The sequence below is a fragment of the Meinhardsimonia xiamenensis genome, assembly GCF_900102905.1.
In the GTDB taxonomy this organism is placed as follows: domain Bacteria; phylum Pseudomonadota; class Alphaproteobacteria; order Rhodobacterales; family Rhodobacteraceae; genus Meinhardsimonia; species Meinhardsimonia xiamenensis.
Genome location: NZ_FNFV01000003.1, coordinates 439,309 through 457,608, shown reverse-complemented (window position 1 = coordinate 457,608; position 18,300 = coordinate 439,309). Strand labels below are relative to the sequence as shown.

The following is an 18,300-nucleotide window of genomic DNA, read 5'->3' as shown; positions in this document are numbered from 1 at the left end:
GGGATCGGGCCCGCACGGTCGCGGCCGCCTGTCTCAGCGGAGCGGCTTGAGGTAGCCAAGCTCCTCCAGCCGGACGAGCGCGCGCACTTCATCGATCCGCCGCATGGCCCGGCGCTTCGAGGCCATCAGATGCGCGGCAATCTCCTCCGCCGCGGCATCGATCCGCCCGTCGATGACCGCGCGCAGGATCGACAGGTGCTCGGTGAGGAAAGGCTCGACCTCGAAGAGGCGCGCCGTCCAGCGGTAGAAGAAGCGGTGGGCGAGCAACAATGCCTGGTGCTGGCTTACCGCGCGGCGGAGCATGCGGTTCGGGCAGGACAACAGGAATTCCACATGCAGCTCGCCCTCGAGCCGGTCGAGCTCCTCGCCCGAGGGCTCGCCTGCCAGCGCCGCCTCGAGATTGGCGCACATCTCGCCGAGGCGGGCGGTGGAGAAGGCCGGCGCCGCCTCGCGCAACGCGGCGGATTCGAGAATGGCGCGCATGTCGTAGAGCTCGGCCACCCGGCGCTCGGTCAGCTGTGGCGCGGTCCAGCGCTTGCCCTCGACCGTCACGAGACCCTGCGCCTGCAGACGCGCCAGAACCTCGCGCGCGACGGTGCGCGAGACGCCGTAGTGCTGGCCAAGGGCGGTTTCGTTTATCCACCAGGAGGAAAAGACGATGCGGCTGGCGATGGCGTCCACCACCTCGCCATAGATGCGCTCCCAGGCCGGACGGCTTGAAAGCGGAACCTCGGGCAGACTCGACACCGGCGCGGGCGGCCGCTCGCCCGGCCCCGGCGGCGCGCCGGCAATGACCACATAGCCGCGCGCGCGCGCGCCCGCCGCACGAACCAGCCCCTTGCGCGCCAAGAGTTCCAGCGCCTGCCGCGCGGGCGTGCGCGAGATGGAAAAGCGCGCGGCCACGCGGCTTTCATAGAGCCGCGTGCCCCCGGCGATCCTGCCCTGAGCAATCTCCTCCGCCAGCAGCCCGGCCACGCGCCGATAGAGGTGTCCGCCCTCAGGCTCCGCCGCGGCCGGTGTCGGTGCGCTCTGGTTCATTGCCACACGATAACAGCTCGCCCAAGGCACCGGAAGCGGCCCCCAGGCAGTGCGGCCGCGGCAGCGGGTCTTGCGACTCGGCGCCTTTAAGGTATACGGTATACAAAGTTCAAAAATGCGTGGAGACGAGGACGGCCCATGGCGGGACGGCTGCAGGACAGGACGGCGCTCATCACCGGCGCGGGACAGGGGATCGGCCGCGAAATCGCGCTGGCTTTCGCGGCGGAGGGAGCGCGGGTGATCGCCGCCAGCCGCACGGCCGAGAAGATGGCCGACCTGCCGGAGCGCAACCCGGCCATCCGCCCGGTTGCGCTTGACGTAGGCGATGCCGCCTCGGTGGACGCGCTCGGCGACAGCCTCGGTCAGGAGCAGGTGGACATTCTTGTCAACTGCGCCGGATGGGTCGCCAACGGCGCGCTCCTCGAGAGCAGCGAGGAGGACTGGGCGCGGAGCTGGGCGATCAACGTGATGGGGCCGGTGCGGCTGATCCGCCTGGTGCTGCCGGGCATGATCGCGCGGCGGCGGGGCAACATCATCAACGTCGCCTCCGTCGCCTCCAGCATCAGCGGCGTGCCGGGGCGCTGCGCCTACGGCACCACCAAGGCGGCGCTGATCGGGCTGACCAAGTCGGTCGCGCGCGACTACATCGCTTCCGGCGTGCGGTGCAACGCGCTCTGTCCCGGCACCACCGCCTCGCCCTCGCTCGAGGAACGCATCCGCGCGAGCGAAGACCCCGAGGCGACGCGCCGCGCCTTCATCGCGCGCCAGCCGATGGGCCGGCTCGGCACGCCGCAGGAGATGGCGGCGACGGCCGTGTGGATGGCCTCCGACGAGTCGGCCTTCATGACCGGATCGGTCATCGTGGTCGACGGAGGGCAGACGCTGTGAGCGCGGCCCGCTTCCCCGCCGAGGCGCTCAGCGCCTTCTCCGAGGCCGCATTGCGCGCGGCCGGAGCCGATGCCCCCAGCGCCCGGGATGCCACGCGGGCGATGCTGCACGCCAGCCTGCACGGGATCGACAGTCACGGCTTCAGGCTGCTCCCGCACTATTGCCGCGCCATCGGGGAGGGCCGCGTCAATGGCCGCCCCTCGCCCCGGTTCCGCAGCACCCGCGCGGGCAGCGGCATCGTCGATGCCGATGACGGTCACGGCGCGCGCGGTACCTATCTTGCCGCCGCCCACGCGGTGGAGCTTGCCCGCGCAAGCGGCGTGGCCGCGGTGGCGGTGGTGCGCAGCTCGCATTTCGGCGCCGCGGGCGCCTACGCGCTCGAGATCGCGCGCGAGGGGCTGTTCGGCATGGTGGTGTGCAATTCCGACGCCTTCGTGCGGCTGCACGAGGGAGCCGAAAGGTTTCACGGAACCAACCCGATCGCCGCTGCCGCACCCACCCCCGGCCGGCCGTGGCTTCTGGACATGGCCACAAGCGCCATTCCGTTCAACCGGGTCAAGCTGGCCCAGTCGCTCGGACTGTCGCTGCCCGAGGGCACCGCATCCGACGAGAACGGCCGCGACACCACCGACCCCGCCCGCGTGGCGATGCTGGCACCGCTCGGGCGCGAGCAGGGCTACAAGGGCGCCGGGCTCGCGGGCCTCGCCGAGGTGCTCTCGGCGGTCATGACCGGCATGCGGCTCAGCCCCGAGATCCTGCCCATGCTGGGCCCGGACTGGTCGACGCCCCGGCGCATGGGCGCCTTCGTGCTGGCCATCGACCCGGCCGCCTTTGCCGGCGCCGAGGCGTTTCTCGAGGGAATGGGACGCTATCTGTCGCTGCTGCGCGGCAGCCGCCCGGCCGAAGGCGGCCGCGTGCTCGCGCCCGGCGACCGGGAGTGGGAGGAAGCCGCGCGTCGAGAGCGCGAGGGCGTGCCGATCGATCCCGACACGCTCGCGTCCATGCAGGAAATCGCCGCCGCGGCATCGATCGAGATGCCGGCCGCGATGACGGGCACCCCGTGACAGGAAGACCACCAAAGGGAGGAAAGGCAATGACAGCCATGAAAACCACCATCGCCGCACTGGCCGTGAGCGCGGCCACGGCGCTGGCCGCGCAGGCCCAGGAGAGCTGGACCCTGCGCTTCAACCACGTGCTCGGGCCCAACGAGCCCTTCCACAAGGGCTTTCTGGCCTGGGCGGATCGCGTCGCCGAACGCACCGGCGGCAGGCTGAAGATCGACGTGTACCACTCCTCGCAACTCGGCGTGGAGGAGGACATCATCGAGCAGATCCGGCAGGGGGCAAACGTCGGCCAGAACACCGACGCCGCCCGGCTTGGCAACTATGTGCCGGGAATCGCGGTGGTCAACGGGCCCTACATGGTCGCGAACAAGGAGGAGGCCTTCGCGCTGGCCGACTCGCCCACCATGCAGGGCTGGATCGAGGAGCTGGCCGAAGATCATGGCATCCGCGTGGTCTGTTTCGACTGGGTGCAGGGCCAGCGCCACTTCTTCACCAACCGACCGGTGCGCGCACCCGAGGATCTGGACGGGCTGCGCATCCGCACGCCCCCCGCGCCGATCTGGCAGGAGTCGATCCGCGCCCTCGGCGCCACTCCGGTGGCGATGAACTTCGGCGACATCTACACCGGCCTGCAGAGCCGCGCGGTGGACGGCGCCGAGCTTGTCTACACCAACATCACGGCCGCCAACCTCAACGAGGTGCTCAGCCACGCCAACGAAACCGGTCACATCCTGCTGGTGAACTTCCAGATCGTCAGCGAGGAATGGTTCGACGGTCTGCCCGAGGACGTGCAGGCGGCGCTGACCGAGGAATGCCGCGCCGCAGGCCAGGAGACATCGGCGGTGATCGCCGACGCGCTGGAAGCGGCGAAGGCCGAGCTTGTGCGCCGCGGCATGACCATCGTGGAGGACGTGGACCTCGAGGCATTCCGCAAGGCCGGCGAGAAGGCATATGAGGTGCTCGGCCTCACCGAGGCGCGGGCCAAGGTTCTGGCCGACATGGGGCGCTGAACGGGGCCCTGAACGGGGCGCTGAACGGGGCGCCGAGCAACCGGACGCGGCCCCGGGGGCGTGCGCGGCGGCCGAAGGCGCCGCGCGCGCCCGGCCGCGCGCCCGGGAAACGCCCGGGGAATTCGGGAAACAGACGGCACGGGCACGCCGCACCAGGGGCGTGACGCCATGGCCAGGGGAGCGGAGGAGATGCAGGGCAGCGGGAGGCTCGCACGGCTGATCGGCTGGCTCCAGCGGGCCGAGGTGTTTCTGGCCGGCTTCTTTCTGGTCGGAATGGTGGCGATGATCTTCACCGGCGGCGTGGCGCGCATGGTCGGCCGGCCGCTCAACATGACGATCGACCTTGCCACCTGCTTCTTTGCCTGGGCCACCTTCCTCGCCGCCGACATCGCCTGGCGTCAGGACCGCCTCATCGCCTTCGACCTCTTCTCGAGTCTCCTGCCCGACCGGGCGCGACGCGTTCTGACGCTGGTCAACCTCGCGATCATCGCCGCGATCCTCGCCTATGGCGTCGTTGCCGGATGCTGGCTGGCCTGGGTGAGCCGGGCGCGCAGTTTTCAGGGCATTCCCGGAGTGTCTTACTCATGGGTGACGATGGCGCTGCCGGTGGGTTCGGCGCTGATGCTCGTCACCACCCTCGGGCGCATCCGGCGACTTCTGCGCGGCGGGGAGGACGGCGCATGACCCTTGTCGCCATCGTCTTCGCACTGCTTCTCGTCATGGGCCTGCCGGTGGCCTTCGCCATCGCCGGGGCGGGGGCGGTGTTCTTCCTGCAGCATCCCGAATTGCCCTTCACGCAGCCCGCGCAGCAGGCCATCTCGCAGACGCAGAACTTCTCGCTCCTGGCGATTCCGCTGTTCATCCTCGCCGGCAACCTGATGAACCGCTGCGGCATAACCGGGCGGCTGCTCGATCTGGCCACGCTGCTGACCGGCCGCCTGCGCGGCGGGCTGGCTCAGGCCTCGCTGGTGCTCTCGGGGCTGATGGGCGGCGTGTCGGGCTCGGCCATCGCCGATGCGGCGATGCAGGCGCGCATGATCGGCGGCGAAATGATCGCGCGCGGCATGTCCCGTGGATTTGTCGCCGGAATTCTCTCGTTCGGCGCGGTGCTGACGCCGATCATCCCGCCGGGGATCGGGATGATCCTCTATGGCTCGATCGGCAATGTCTCGATCGGGCGGCTGTTTGCCGCCGGCATCCTGCCTGCGCTGTGCCTGTGGCTGGCTCTGGCGCTGACCACCGCGTTCATTGCCCGCCGTGGCGGCTGGCCGCCCGAGCGCACGCGCCGCGCCCGCCCGGCGGAGGCTTTCTCGGCGCTCGGCGCGGGTTTCTGGGCAATGCTGTTTCCGGTCATGCTGCTCATCGGCCTGCGCTCGGGGCTGTTCACGCCCTCCGAAATCGGCGCCTTTGCCGTTTTCTATGCCCTGGTGATCGGCATCGCCGTGTATCGTGAGCTCAGCCGCAAGGGACTCGGCCAGGCCATCGAAACCTCGCTTGGCGATATCGGCGGGGTGATGCTGCTGATCGCGCTGAGCGCGCCCTTCTCCTACGGCATCATCCTCGAGCGCGTGCCCGAGGACATCGCCCGCGCCATGCTCGGACTGACCGAAAGCCGCGAGGCACTGATGGTGCTGATCGTGCTGGCGGTGCTGGCGGCGGGTTTCGTCATCGATGCCACCATCCTCATCATCATGCTCACGCCCATCGTGCCGCCGATCGTGCGCGGCATGGGCGCGGACCCCGTGCATTTCGGCATGGTCTTCATCATCGCCGCCACTCTGGGCAATTTCACCCCGCCGGTGGGCGCGGCAATGTATGCCGTGTGCGCGATCCTGGGGGTTCCCGTCGGCGAATACACGCGCGCCTCGGTGCCGCTGTTCCTGGCCCTTGCGCTCGTGGTGGTTGCGCTGGTGTTCCTGCCCGGGCTGGTGCTGTTCCTGCCCAACCTGATCTACTGACCGCGCCGGCGGCGGACCCGCGCGGTGCCCTCGCCGAGGGCCGCCGCCGCGGCGGTGAGGCATGGCTCCGCTCTCACGGCGGGGGGCACATGCGGCCCCCGCGCCCCGGCGCGGCGCAGGCCACGCTGCCCAACCGTTTCGCGGGCATGTGTCTCGGGCGAGGAGGAGGAAGCCTTCCCGGGCCTTGCCCGGAGAATGCGCGAATGACGCGCCCCGCGCCGGTGCCAGTGCCAGTGCCGGTGCCGTGCCGGTGCCGGTGATGGCGGTGGTCGGTGCGCTCGGTGCGGTCAATTTCCGATCAAAAGACTCGGGTTGACATATCCGACAAAATCACTAGGAATTTGGTCACGCTCCAAGCCACTCCGCGATCAGGCCGGAGGAGCCAGGACCACCCACGGGAATCTTGCGGATGGACGAGCGACATGACCAGCCTGCCGCCCCATGGAATCTCCGGTCTGGCCGGACCCTCGGAAGGGACGAGATCTGGAACCTGCTGTGCAGCGGAGAAGCAGGAAGGTTCGGCGGCATCGAATGGCTCCTCGACTGGCTCGACCGGATCGAGCGGCCCCATAGCGCGACGGGCCAGCGTGAGCGGGGATGAGGGTGACGCGCCCGCCGCACCCCGCGCCACGCCGCCGCGCCACAGGGCCGAAGAGCTCACCGCGGGCGGCAGGCTGGCGCTCATCGAGCACCGTGGGCAGCTCTACAGCCTGCGCATCACGCGCGCGGGCAAGCTCATCCTGACAAAGTAGGGAGCGGCCGGTGACGCAACACGCCAATATCCGCGGCGCCATGCCGGTGGGCCGGATCGAGGATCTCGAGCCGCTGGAAGGGCTCGCGGTGCTCTACCTGCGGCTCTGGTGCGAGGGCCCATGCGGTCAGTCGCAGGTGTGGAACGATCTTGCCACGGGGCTCGGCGCCTCGGCCGGGCGCGCCGCGCTGGCCGCGCTCGAGGAGGGCTGCACGATTCTGGCGCTGCATGGGCGTCGCAAGCTGATGCGCCATCAGCCGGGGTGCAGCTGTCTGGGCGCCGACGAAGCCTGTTTCGCCGCGCTCGTCGCGGGAGCGGCCACCGGCGAGCGGGAGGATGCGATGCTCCTTGCCACGCTGCTGGTGCGCCCCGACATGGCGCCCCATCTCGTCGCCGCGCTGCGGGATTTCGGCCTTGCGGTCAAGCGCATGCTGCTGCGCGGCACGCCCGCGGCCGCGGCTGCTCCCAAAACCGCCCGCCAACTTCACTGAGAGAGGAAAGATCGGAGATGAAGCACACCCTCATTGGCCTCGGCGCCCTCGCGCTGGCAGCCACGGCCCCCGGACCCTCGGCCGCGCACGAGGCCGCCGAGGTGCTCGACACATATGCCGACATCGCAGAGGCGGGCTATCTGGACAGCCTCGCCGCCGCCCGCGATCTGCGCCGCGCCGTCGAGGCGCTGATCGAGGCGCCATCGGCCGAGACGATGCAGGCTGCCCGCGCGGCGTGGATCCGCGCCCGGGTGCCCTACCAGCAGACCGAGGTGTTTCGCTTCGGAAACCCGATCGTCGACGACTGGGAAGGCCGCGTGAACGCCTGGCCGCTCGACGAGGGGCTGATCGACTATGTCGAGGGGGACGCGGGGCCAAGCGACGAGAACCCCCTCGGCGGGCTCAACGTGATCGCGCACCCGCGCTTCACGTTGTCGGGCCGGGAGATCGACGCCAGCCGCATCACGCCCGAGCTTCTGCGCGAGGTTCTCCACGAGGCCGACGGGATCGAGGCAAATGTGGCCACCGGCTACCACGCGATCGAGTTCCTGCTCTGGGGACAGGATCTGAACGGCCATGCCCCGGGCGCCGGCAACCGGCCCTGGACCGACTACGCGCGCGGCGAGGCCTGCACCCACGGCAATTGCGACCGGCGCGCGGAATATCTCAGGGTCGCCACCGATCTTCTGGTCGAGGACCTCGAATGGATGGCGGCGCAATGGGCCGAGGGGGGCGCGGCGCGCGCCGCCGTTCAGGCCGACGCCACCGCCGGGCTGCGGGCCATGGTCACCGGAATGGGGTCGCTTTCCTACGGCGAGCTTGCCGGCGAGCGCATGCGGCTCGGCCTGATGCTCAACGACCCCGAGGAGGAACACGACTGCTTCTCCGACAACACCCACAACAGCCACTTCTACGACGGGCTCGGCATCCGCAACGTGTACCTCGGCGAATATGTCGGCATTGACGGGCGGCGCGTCGCGGGCCCGTCGCTAGCCGATCTCGTGGCCGAAGCCGACCCTGCTCTCGATGCCGAGATGCGCGCCCGCCTCGATGCCTCGGTGCTGGCGCTCCTGAAGATCAAGACCGTCGCCGAGGCGGGCCACGCCTATGACCAGATGCTCGCGCGCGGCAACGCGAACGGCGAGCGGCTGATCATGGAGGCCGTCGAGGCGCTGATCGATCAGACCCGTTCCATCGAGCGGGTGGTCGATGCCCTCGCCCTCGGGGGCGTCACGATCGAGGGTTCGGACAGCCTCGACAACCCCTCGGCCGTCTTCCAGTAGCCCGCGGCGGGGCGGGGTGCAGGCGTGACCCGCCTCCCCCACCCGCCCCGAACCGCAATCCAACCCGCTCCCGCAGGCCGTGCCCATGATCATCTGCCACTGCAACAGCATCACCGACGACGACATCAACCGCGCCATCGACTGGATGCGCGCCGCCGACCCGGAGGCGATCATCACCCCCCGCAAGATCTACCGTGCCCTCGGAAAGGCCGCCGATTGTGGCGGTTGCATCTCGCTTTTCGTGGAAACCATGCGTAGAAACGAGAACCTCGCAGTACCCATGCAACTGCGCGGAAATTCCCGCGCGGCAACACAGGAGAAGGCAGATGAAAGGCGATCCGAAGGTCATCGACTATCTCAACCGCGCGCTCAGAAGTGAACTCACCGCGATCAGCCAGTACTGGCTGCACTACAAGCTGCAGCAGGACTGGGGCCTCGGCCACATGGCCAAAAAGAGCCGCGCCGAATCGATCGAGGAGATGCATCACGCCGACAAGATCATGGAGCGGATCATCTTTCTCGAAGGTCATCCCAACCTTCAGAAACTCGACCCCATCCGCACCGGCCAGACCCCGCGCGAGACGCTCGAGTGCGATCTTGCCGCCGAGCACGAGGCGCGGGCGCTCTACAAGGAGGCGCGCGAATACTGCGCCTCGGTCGGCGACTGGGTGACGAAGGAACTCTTCGAGGAGCTGCTCGCCGATGAGGAAGGCCACATCGACTTTCTCGAAACCCAGCTGGCGCTGCACGACAGGATCGGCGCCGAACGCTACGCCCAGCTCAACGCCTCGACGATGGACGAGGCCGAATAGGCGCGATGACCACCCGGCGCCGGCGGCGGCAGCCGCCGGCGCGCTCCTCGCGCTCATGGCCACCCTTGGCGCGCTCGCCGGCCCGGCCGCGACCGAGCCTGCCCATTCCACCGAGCCTGCCCCTCTGCAGCCTGTCTCCGCGACCTGGGCGGCGCTCAGCGACGTTCACCTCGACATCATCCCCCGCACCGAGGAGGAGCGCGCGCGCGTCCAGGCGGTGACCGCGCCGCCCACGGATTTCTCCGCGCCCTGGCCCTTCGAGGCCAACCCGGCCGGCGCGCAGACCGTGCGCGCGCGCCCCACCGCCGACGCCTTCTCGCAGCCCGCCGCGAACCTCAGCTTCGCTCAGGAGCTCGACTTCCGCGTCGGCAACGGGCTGTTCCGCCGCGTGTGGGTCTCGGCGCCCTCCTCCACCATCGCCTCCGACGGGCTCGGGCCGCTGTTCAACGCCCGCTCCTGCCAGCGCTGCCATCTGAAGGACGGGCGCGGCCACCCGCCCGAAGGCCCCGGTGACAGCGCCGTGTCGATGTTCCTGCGCGTGTCGATCCCGGCAACCGACACCGAGGCCGCGGCCGACGAGATCGCGGCCTATATCGAGGGCACGCACCCCACCGCGCCCGACCCGGTGTATGGCGGGCAGCTGCAGGATTTCAGCCTGCCCGGCATCCCCGCCGAATACCGCCTCGAGGTCAGCTACGAGGAAATCGAGGTGCCGCTTTCGGGCGGCGAGGTCGCGCATCTGCGCGCGCCCAGCTATACCGCCGCCGACCTCGGCTATGGCCCGCTGCATCCCCAGGCGATGCTGAGCCCGCGCGTGGCGCCGCAGATGATCGGGATGGGGCTTCTCGAGGCGATCCCCACCGAGGACATCCTCGCGCTGGCCGACCCCGATGACGCCGACGGCGACGGCATCTCCGGCCGCCCGCAGGTGGTCTGGTCGCACGCGCATGGCCGGCCCATGCTCGGCCGCTTCGGCTGGAAGGCGGGCCAGCCCACGGTGCTCGACCAGACGGCGGCGGCATTCTCCGGTGACATCGGCATCTCGAACCCGCTCTATCCCGAGCCGTGGGGCGAGTGCACCGAGGCGCAGGTGGCCTGCCGCCAAGCGATCCATGGCGATGACGCCGAACAGGGCGGATTCGAGATCGACGAGCAGAGCCTCGCCCTCGTCGCCTTCTACAGCCGCACCCTCGCCGTGCCGGCGCGGCGCGACGTGGACGATCCGCAGGTGCTGCGCGGCCGGCAGGTCTTCTACGAGACCGGCTGTCCGGCCTGCCACAGGCCGAAATTCGTCACCCACCGGCTGGCCGACGACAATCCGGCGAGCTTCCAGCTGATCTGGCCCTATACCGACCTCTTGCTGCATGACATGGGGCCGGGGCTGGCCGACAACCGCCCCGAGGGCCGGGCGGATGGGCGCGAATGGCGCACGCCGCCCCTGTGGGGCATCGGGCTCACGCCCACCGTTTCGGGCCACAGCTATTTCCTGCACGACGGACGGGCGCGCTCGCTGCTCGAGGCCATCCTCTGGCATGGGGGCGAGGCGCAGGAGGCGCGCGACCGCGTGGTGACCATGCCGCCCGAGGACCGGGCGGCGCTGATCAAGTTCCTGGAGAGCCTGTGAGACATCTGACCGCCGTCTTCCTTCTCGTCCTTGCCGCCCTGCCTGACCGCGCGGGCGTCGACCGGGCGCTTGATGCGCACATCCTGCCCGGCTTCGCGCGCTTCGCCGTGGCGGCGGGCGCGCTTGGCGAGGCCGCCCGCGCCGATTGCAGGGCTTCGACGCTGCACGCGCCCTTTCACGCCGCCTTCGATGCCTGGATGGCAGTGGGAGACATCCGACTTGGCCCGTCCGAGACCGGTGCCTTGTCGGTCGCCTTCTGGCCCGATCCGCGCGGCTTCACCCGCCGCGCCCTGGCCGGGCTGATCGCCGCCCGCGACCCGGTGGCGCGCGACCCGGCCACCTTCGCGACCGTCTCCATCGCCGCGCGCGGGCTGTTTGCCCTCGAGATGCTCATCCACGACCCCGAATTCGCGCGCTACGATCAGGGCGATTATTCCTGCACGCTGGCGCGCGCCATCACCGCCGATCTCGCCGCCCAGGCGCAGGCGCTCGAGCGCGGCTGGCGCGAGGAGTTCGCGCCGCTCCTGCGCAATGCCGGCAGCCCCGGCAACGCGACCTTTCTCACCCCGGCCGAGGCCATGCGCGCGCTCTACACCCAGGTGATCGCGAGCCTCGAGTTCACCGCCGGGCAGCGCCTCGGCCGCCCGCTCGGCAGCTTCGAGCGCCCCCGCCCCCGTCTGGCGGAGGCGTGGCGCTCGGGCCGCTCGCTGCGCAATGCGCTTCTGGCAAGCGAATCCGCGCACGCTCTTGCCACCGCCCTCGCCGACACCCCCCTGCCCCGGTCGGACGCGGCACTCGCGCGGGTGCGGGAGGCCGCCGCAGCGATCACCGACCCTGCCTTTCAGGACATCACCGATCCGGTGGCGCGGTTGCGGCTGGAGATCCTTCAGCAGGCGGTCCGCGCCCTCAAATCCGCCATCGAGGCCGAGATCGGCAGCCGCCTCGGGCTCACTGCCGGCTTCAACGCCCAGGATGGAGACTGAGACATGACCACGCGCCGCGCATTCCTCGCCTCGCTGGCCGCCATCGGCGCCGCAGCCGCGCCGCCGCTTTCCTGGGCTGCGGCGGGCAGCCCCACGCATCTGGCCGCCGCGCGCGACATCGACGGCCGCTTCGCCCTCTATGGCATTGAGGCCGGCGGCGCCGTCACCTTCCGCGTCGATCTGCCCGCGCGCGGCCATGCCGGCGCCGCCCATCCCGACCGCGCCGAGGCGATCGTCTTCGCGCGCCGGCCCGGCCGGTTCGCGCTGGTGCTCGACTGCGCGCGGGGCCGGGTTCTGCAGCGCCTCGCGCCACCGCCCGGGCGGCACTTCAACGGCCATGGCACCTTTGCCGCCGACGGGGCGCTGCTGTTCACCAGCGAGCAGGTCTCGGAGACGAGCGAAGGCCGCGTCGGCGTCTGGGACGTGGCAGCAGGCTACCGGCGCGCCGGCGAGTTTTCCACCCACGGCATCGGCCCGCATGAGCTGTGCCTGATGCCTGACGGCGCGACTCTGGTGGTCGCCAATGGCGGCATCGCCACCGATCCGGCCGACCGGCGCAAGCTGAACATCGACAGCATGCGCCCGAACCTCGCCTATCTCGGCCTTACCGGCAGGCTCGAGGAGCGCGTCGAGCTCGACGATGCGCTGCACAGGAACTCCATCCGCCATCTCGCCGTGCGCGGTGACGGGCTGGTGGCCTTCGCCATGCAGTGGCAGGGGGCGCCCGAGGAGGCACCGCCGCTTCTGGGGCTGCACCGCCGCGGGGCGCCGCCGCTCTTGGCCGAGCCGCCCTTGCCCGAGCTCCTGGCGATGCGCGGCTACGCCGGCAGCGTCGCCTTCGCGGCCGGTGGCGAGGAGGTCGCCATCACCTCCCCGCGCGGCGGCAGGCTGCAGCGCTTCGCGCCGGACGGCACGTTCCTGGGCGCGCTGGCGCGGGCCGACATCTGCGGGCTCGCCGCCGGCGCCTCGGGGCTTCTGGCCACCGACGGGCTCGGCGGCGTCATCGCGATTGCCGGCGGCAAGGCCCGGCCGCTCGCGCGCCACGGCGCGGCATGGGACAATCACCTCGTGCCGTTGCCCGCATGTCGGCCCCCGCGCGCCTGACAGCAGGGACACCCAGGGGCGGGCCAGGCCGGGCCGTGTTGCCAACGCGGACCATCGCAGGCTAGGTTCAGCGCGGCGACATCTGGCAGCGGGGCCACCGCGGGAGCCTCGGGCTTCCTCGACACCGGCGGCGAAAGGGACGGATGCAGGGCGAAACCGATCGGGCCACACAACGTGCCGTCATGCGCTGTGCGCTGCTCTCGTCGCTTGACGAAGCCCTGCGCCGCAGGCTTCTGGCGCGAAGCCGGGTTCTTCAGTTCGAACGCGGGCAGACGATGTTCCTGCAGGGTGCACCGGCCAGCGCCTTCTATCTCGTGATCGACGGCTGGGTGAAGCTTTACCGGACCGCCGCCAACGGATCGGAGGCGGTGGTGGCAACGATGACGGCCGGAGCGTCCTTCGCCGTGCCGGTGGCACTGCGGGGCGACAGCTACCCCGTCTCTGCCGAAGCGGCGACCGACTGCCGCGTGCTCGAGGTTCCGGCTGCCGCCTTCCGCCAGCTCCTCGTTCGCGAACCCGAAGCGGCCATCGCGGTCGTGTCGGAGGTATTCCAGCATCTGCACGAGCTCGTGCGGCAGGTGGAAACGCTGAAGGCGCGCACCGGACCCGAGCGGGTGGCGGAACTTCTGCTCGACCTCGCGCCGAGCGAGGGGCGCGAAGCCATCGTCATCCTGCCCTACGACAAGAGCCTCATCGCCGCCCGTCTGGGCATGACACCCGAGAGCCTCTCGCGCGCCTTCGCGCGACTGCGCGCCCTCGGCGTCAATGTCGAGCGCAACCGCGCCCGCATCAGCGATCTGCGCGCGCTGCGTGCCTGGCTCGACGAAGAGCCCCTGCCCCAGGGCCGCGCCGCACGGTGATCCGCCCAGCGGCTCCGTAGGCATTGACCAAAGTCAAGTACCCCTTCGTCGCTTTCAGCTAGCGTGTCGGACGACGTTGTCCGTCCGTGCCGCGTCCCTGCGGCGGCGGGCAGCGCGAATCGGCTGTGCAGCGGCGGTGCCGGCGCAACGGGCGCCGCAATGTCGCTAGCACAAGGGACAGGAGATCGACAATGGCAGAAACCCCCCAAAAGGCGCCAGCGGGCGAGGCGCGTGAAAAGGTGCCCATGATGCAGCAGGTGCTCGACAACCCGTTCCTGCTTCTCTTCCTCGGCGTGACCGTTCCGGCCGTCCTCTACCTGATCTGGGGGATCATGGAGGTCGCCTCGGTCCCCGTCGGCCAGTAGCCCGTCAGCGACAGGAGTCCGATCATGGCCATCACACCTCCGGCAAATCGCCTCTGGTGGAAGGAGCCGATCCACGGCGTCGAACTGGGCTGGATCGTCATCGCCTTCCTCTGGGGGTTGTTCATGTTCTTCTTCATGATCGCCTGGCACTTCATCGGCGATCAGAACCTTTCCACCGAAACCTACCGGGTCAAGCCCGCGGCCTATGAGGAGAAAGTCGCCGCCTGGGCGGAGCAGTACCAGAAGATCGGCGCCGATGGCGAGCCGGTCGAGGTCGAGGGCACGCCCGTCGTCGCGCCGCCCGAGGGGGGCGACGTCTACATCCTCGCCCGGCTGTGGGAGTTCTGGCCGGTGGTGGAGCTGAAGAAGGGCGTGAAATACCGCATCCACATCTCGTCGGTGGACTGGCAGCACGGCTTCTCGCTCCAGCCCGTGAACATGAACATCTCGGTGCATCCGGGCTATGAGCACGTGATCAATCTCACGCCCACCGAGACCGGCGAGTTCGGGATCGTCTGCAACGAATACTGCGGGATCGGCCATCACACGATGACCGGGCTGATCCGCGTCGTCGAATAGAGGGGGCAAACCCATGGCAAGCATCGACGCAACGGCGGCCGGCAGCGGCGTGGTCAACGCGCCCTACCGCATGTGCCGCTTCACCGGGCTCAAGGTGGATCAGGCCGCCGAGACGCTGATCAAGGTGCACGCGGTCACGGCGGTGATCTTCCTCGCGCTCGGCGGGCTGATGGGGCTTGGCGTGGCGCTCACGCGCTGGCCGGCCGTGCAGATCCTGCCGCCCGAGTGGTTCTACCTCGTGCTCACCGGGCACGGGGCGAACGTGCTTCTGTTCTGGATCATCTTCTTCGAGATGGCGGTGCTCTTCTTCGCTTCGGCGATCCTTCTGGGCTCGCGGCTGGCGGCACCCAAGGTCGCGTGGCTGGGCTACATCCTGATGCTCGTGGGCGCGCTGATGGCCAACTACGCCGTGCTGCGCGGCGACAGCACGGTGATGTTCACGAGCTACGTGCCCATGCAGGCCTCGCACTGGTTCTATCTCTCGCTCATCGTCTTTGCGGTGGGCGCGCTGATCTCGGTGATGGTCTTCTTCGCCACGCTGGTCGTGGCCAAGAACGAGAACACCTATGACGGCTCGGTGCCGCTCGTCACCTTCGGCGCCATCACCGCGGCCATTATCGCCGTGTTCACGCTGGCCTCGGGCGCGATCATCCTCATCCCGACCTGGCTCTGGTCGCTCGGGCTCATAACCGAGATCGACTCGCTGATGTACAAGGTCGTCTGGTGGGGGATGGGCCACTCCTCCCAGCAGATCAACGTCTCTGCCCATGTGGCGATCTGGTACGCCATCGCGGCGATGGTGCTGGGTGCAAAGCCGCTCTCGGAGAAGGTCAGCCGGATGGCCTTCCTGATGTACATCCTGTTTTTGCAGCTCGCCTCGGCCCACCACCTGCTGGCCGAGCCGGGGATGAGCGCGAGCTGGAAGATCGTCAACACCAGCTACATGATGTATCTTGCCGTGCTGGGCTCGATGATCCACGGCCTCACCGTGCCCGGCGCGATCGAGGCGGCGCAGCGGCGCAACGGCTTCACCCGCGGCGCCTTCGAGTGGCTGACCAAGGCGCCCTGGGGCAACCCGGCGTTCTCGGGGATGTTCCTGAGCCTGGTGATGTTCGGCTTCATCGGCGGCATCTCCGGCGTGATCCTCGGCACCGAGCAGCTCAACGTGCTGATGCACAACACGCTCTACGTGCCGGGCCACTTCCACGGCACCGTGGTTGCCGGCACGACGCTGGCCTTCATGGCGATGACCTGGCTCGTGGTGCCGCTCATCTTCCGGCGCGACATCATCTGGCCGACGCTGGCGAAGTGGCAACCCTACCTCTTCGGCATCGGCGCGGGTGGCATCTCGCTGTTCATGATGGGGGCGGGGACGCTCGGCGTGCCGCGCCGGCACTGGGACATCTCGCTGGCCGATGCCGCGCATCGGGCGGTGGAGTTCCCGGCCGCGGCCTATCTGATGATGGGGCTCAACGGGCTCTTCGCCATCCTCGCCGCCCTCGGCGGGCTCGTCTTCATCGTCACCGTGGTGGCCTCGATCCTCGCCGGGCCGAAGCTCGACGGGCCGGACGCGAAGATGGTCTTCCCCCTGCATGACGCGAGCCGTCAGGTCTCGGAGTATGGCAGCGAGGGCACGCTGAAGCTGCCGGGCACGATCATCCTCGTCGGCATCTTCTTCGCCGCCTTCGTGCTCTACTACTTCGTCAACTGGAAGTACCTCTCCGAGCTCTGGCTGTTCAACTGACACTCACGGAAAGGTCCGGCCCATGACCCTGCAGGCGACACCAACCCCGATGATGGCCAGCGACAAGCTGCGCGCGGCCGCCGCGATGACCGCCTCGCTGATGAAACTGTCCATCGGCTCCTTCGTGGCGCTCGCCGCCCTGATGGGGATCGTCTCCGCCTCCGGGGGCATGGGCTGGGCCGACGCCATGCTCTTTGCCCTCGCCGTGCTCGGCGCGTCCGGTGCGGCGGGGGCCTACAACCACTACCACGAACGGGACACCGACCGGCTGATGGCCCGCACCGCCGGGCGTCCTTTCGCCACGGGGCGGCTGAAGCCGGGAGCGGTATGGCCGCTTTCCTTCCTGGCGCTGCTCGCGGGCGCGCTGTTTCTGGCCCTTGCGGTCGGCGGCGGGCTCGCGAGCCTTTTCGTGCTTCTCGGCGCGCTCACCTATGCCGTGATCTACACCGTCTGGCTCAAGCGCCGCTCGGTGTGGAACGTGGTCATCGGCGGCGCCTCGGGCAGTTTCGCGCTTCTGGCCGGTGCGGCCGCCGCCGCGCCCGAATTCGGGCTGGTGGTGGAGCCCGTGCCGCTGATCCTTTCCGCGTGGCTGTTTCTCTGGACGCCGCCGCATTTCTGGGCGCTGGCCGCGGCCAAGGGGGCCGACTACCGCCGCGCCGGCATCCCGATGCTGCCCGTGGTCCAGCCGCATGCGGTGTGGGGGCCGGTGATCTTCATCCATGTCGTGTTTCTGGTGGCGCTCTCGCTCGGCCCGCTCCTTTACGGCTACGGGGCGCTCTACGCGGCCGGGGCGATCGTCGGCGGCGCGATCTTTCTCAAGGCCGCTTGGCGGCTGATGCGCGATCCCGCCCGCCAGAACGCGATGGCCTGCTTCCGCGCCTCGCTCATCCAGTTCGCCGCCCTTGCGCTGGGGCTCTTTGCCGACAGGGGGCTGCAATGGGCACTCTGAGGGCGGGGCTTCTCGCTGCGCTCCTCGCGCTCTGCGCAGGCGCGGCAACGGCCGATGACCCCGCACGGAAGGCCTATGAGAAAAGCCAGGCCGCCATCGGCAATGGCGTGGGCGACCATCGCCTGACCGACATGAACGGCGCGGCGCTGCGGCTTGGCGCGCTCACCGACCGCCCGCTCGTGATCTCGCTCGTCTACACCTCCTGCGGGACCGTCTGCCCGGTGGTCAGCGACCATCTGCGCGAGGTGGTGCTCGATGCGCGGCGCGCCCTCGGCGCCGACAGCTTCAACGTGCTCACCTTCGGCTTCGATGCCCGCGGAGACAGCCCCGAGAAGCTGCGCGGCTTTGCCGTGAGCCACCGGATCGAGAACATGCCCCGCTGGTGGGTCGCGTCGGCCGATCCGGCGACAACGCAGGTGCTCCTGCGTGAACTCGGCTTTTCCTACGAGGACATCGCCGGAGGCTTCCGCCATGTGACCCAGACCACGGTGCTGGCGCCGGGCGGAGAGGTGTTCCGGCAGGTCTATGGCGATGACTTCCCGCCGCCGATGCTGGTCGAGCCGCTCAAGGAGCTGGTGCTCGGGGGCGCGGCGCTGTCGCCGCAGCCTGCCGATCTGTGGAAGCGCATCGCCTTCCTGTGCACCACCTATGACCCGGCCACCGGCGCCTACCGCTTCGACTACGCGATCTTCTTCGGTGTCTTCTTCGGTGCGCTGTCGCTTCTGCTGACCGCTCTGGTGATCCTGCGGCTGTGGCGAGAGCGGCGCCGGGCGATGCAGGCGGGCGGCACCTGAAAG

At 69.6% G+C, this 18,300-nt stretch carries 20 protein-coding genes; 19 read left to right on the top strand and 1 reads right to left on the bottom strand.

Annotation, left to right across the window (positions count from 1 at the left end; genetic code table 11):
* Positions 1–33: 33 nt before the first annotated feature.
* Positions 34–1,038, bottom strand: coding sequence for a GntR family transcriptional regulator (locus tag BLQ14_RS08980; protein ID WP_092500194.1), 1,005 nt, complete (start codon positions 1,036–1,038; stop codon positions 34–36).
* A 138-nt stretch (positions 1,039–1,176) separates the two neighbouring features.
* On the opposite strand from BLQ14_RS08980, the gene BLQ14_RS08975 reads away from it, so the two are divergent.
* The 19 genes from BLQ14_RS08975 (at position 1,177) to BLQ14_RS08890 (ending at position 18,297) form a co-directional block, all read left to right on the top strand.
* Positions 1,177–1,926, top strand: coding sequence for an SDR family oxidoreductase (locus BLQ14_RS08975; protein WP_092500193.1), 750 nt, complete (start codon positions 1,177–1,179; stop codon positions 1,924–1,926).
* Positions 1,923–2,990: an Ldh family oxidoreductase gene (locus BLQ14_RS08970; RefSeq protein ID WP_092500192.1), complete on the top strand. Its 1,068-nt coding sequence runs from the start codon at positions 1,923–1,925 to the stop codon at positions 2,988–2,990. Before BLQ14_RS08975 ends, BLQ14_RS08970 begins: the two co-directional genes overlap by 4 nt.
* Positions 2,991–3,019: 29 nt before the next feature.
* Positions 3,020–4,000, top strand: coding sequence for a C4-dicarboxylate TRAP transporter substrate-binding protein (locus tag BLQ14_RS08965; RefSeq protein ID WP_211295334.1), 981 nt, complete (start codon positions 3,020–3,022; stop codon positions 3,998–4,000).
* 168 nt (positions 4,001–4,168) lie between these two features.
* Complete coding sequence (locus tag BLQ14_RS08960) at positions 4,169–4,684, top strand: TRAP transporter small permease (RefSeq protein WP_245657025.1); 516 nt, start codon at positions 4,169–4,171, stop codon at positions 4,682–4,684.
* A complete protein-coding gene (locus BLQ14_RS08955) occupies positions 4,681–5,958 on the top strand; it encodes a TRAP transporter large permease (RefSeq protein WP_092500190.1) in 1,278 nt (425 codons plus the stop codon). The genes BLQ14_RS08960 and BLQ14_RS08955 overlap by 4 nt, the downstream gene beginning before the upstream one ends.
* A gap of 587 nt (positions 5,959–6,545) precedes the next feature.
* Positions 6,546–6,710: a hemin uptake protein HemP gene (gene hemP / locus BLQ14_RS15525; RefSeq protein WP_245657024.1), complete on the top strand. Its 165-nt coding sequence runs from the start codon at positions 6,546–6,548 to the stop codon at positions 6,708–6,710.
* 10 nt (positions 6,711–6,720) lie between these two features.
* Positions 6,721–7,200: a hypothetical protein gene (locus BLQ14_RS08945; protein WP_245657022.1), complete on the top strand. Its 480-nt coding sequence runs from the start codon at positions 6,721–6,723 to the stop codon at positions 7,198–7,200.
* A 17-nt stretch (positions 7,201–7,217) separates the two neighbouring features.
* Positions 7,218–8,483, top strand: coding sequence for an imelysin family protein (locus tag BLQ14_RS08940; protein ID WP_092500188.1), 1,266 nt, complete (start codon positions 7,218–7,220; stop codon positions 8,481–8,483).
* An 85-nt stretch (positions 8,484–8,568) separates the two neighbouring features.
* The gene (locus BLQ14_RS08935; RefSeq protein WP_092500187.1) at positions 8,569–8,862 is read left to right on the top strand and encodes a (2Fe-2S)-binding protein; all 294 of its coding nucleotides are present in this window, start codon (positions 8,569–8,571) and stop codon (positions 8,860–8,862) included.
* The gene (gene bfr, locus BLQ14_RS08930) at positions 8,810–9,295 is read left to right on the top strand and encodes a bacterioferritin (RefSeq protein WP_092500186.1); all 486 of its coding nucleotides are present in this window, start codon (positions 8,810–8,812) and stop codon (positions 9,293–9,295) included. The genes BLQ14_RS08935 and bfr overlap by 53 nt, the downstream gene beginning before the upstream one ends.
* 55 nt (positions 9,296–9,350) lie before the next feature.
* Positions 9,351–10,919 (top strand): di-heme oxidoreductase family protein, encoded by a 1,569-nt coding sequence (locus BLQ14_RS08925; protein ID WP_092500185.1) that lies wholly within the window; start codon positions 9,351–9,353, stop codon positions 10,917–10,919.
* Positions 10,916–11,902: an imelysin family protein gene (locus BLQ14_RS08920; RefSeq protein ID WP_092500184.1), complete on the top strand. Its 987-nt coding sequence runs from the start codon at positions 10,916–10,918 to the stop codon at positions 11,900–11,902. The genes BLQ14_RS08925 and BLQ14_RS08920 overlap by 4 nt, the downstream gene beginning before the upstream one ends.
* 3 nt (positions 11,903–11,905) lie before the next feature.
* On the top strand, positions 11,906–13,006 hold the full coding sequence (locus BLQ14_RS08915) for a DUF1513 domain-containing protein (protein ID WP_092500183.1): 1,101 nt from the start codon (positions 11,906–11,908) through the stop codon (positions 13,004–13,006).
* Positions 13,007–13,188: 182 nt separating this feature from the next.
* Positions 13,189–13,866, top strand: a complete 678-nt coding sequence (locus BLQ14_RS08910) for a Crp/Fnr family transcriptional regulator (RefSeq protein WP_245657020.1) — start codon at positions 13,189–13,191, stop codon at positions 13,864–13,866.
* A gap of 191 nt (positions 13,867–14,057) precedes the next feature.
* Entirely contained in the window at positions 14,058–14,231 is a 174-nt protein-coding gene (locus tag BLQ14_RS15395; protein WP_170068358.1) for a hypothetical protein, read from the top strand.
* Between the two features lie 24 nt (positions 14,232–14,255).
* Positions 14,256–14,810 carry a cupredoxin domain-containing protein gene (locus tag BLQ14_RS08905; RefSeq protein ID WP_092500181.1) on the top strand — a complete coding sequence of 185 codons (555 nt, stop codon included), beginning with the start codon at positions 14,256–14,258 and terminating at the stop codon, positions 14,808–14,810.
* A 13-nt stretch (positions 14,811–14,823) separates the two neighbouring features.
* Positions 14,824–16,554, top strand: a complete 1,731-nt coding sequence (locus tag BLQ14_RS08900) for a cbb3-type cytochrome c oxidase subunit I (protein ID WP_092500180.1) — start codon at positions 14,824–14,826, stop codon at positions 16,552–16,554.
* Positions 16,555–16,639: 85 nt separating this feature from the next.
* Complete coding sequence (cyoE, locus tag BLQ14_RS08895; RefSeq protein WP_092500236.1) at positions 16,640–17,503, top strand: heme o synthase; 864 nt, start codon at positions 16,640–16,642, stop codon at positions 17,501–17,503.
* Positions 17,491–18,297: an SCO family protein gene (locus tag BLQ14_RS08890; RefSeq protein WP_092500179.1), complete on the top strand. Its 807-nt coding sequence runs from the start codon at positions 17,491–17,493 to the stop codon at positions 18,295–18,297. Before cyoE ends, BLQ14_RS08890 begins: the two co-directional genes overlap by 13 nt.
* Positions 18,298–18,300: the final 3 nt, after the last annotated feature.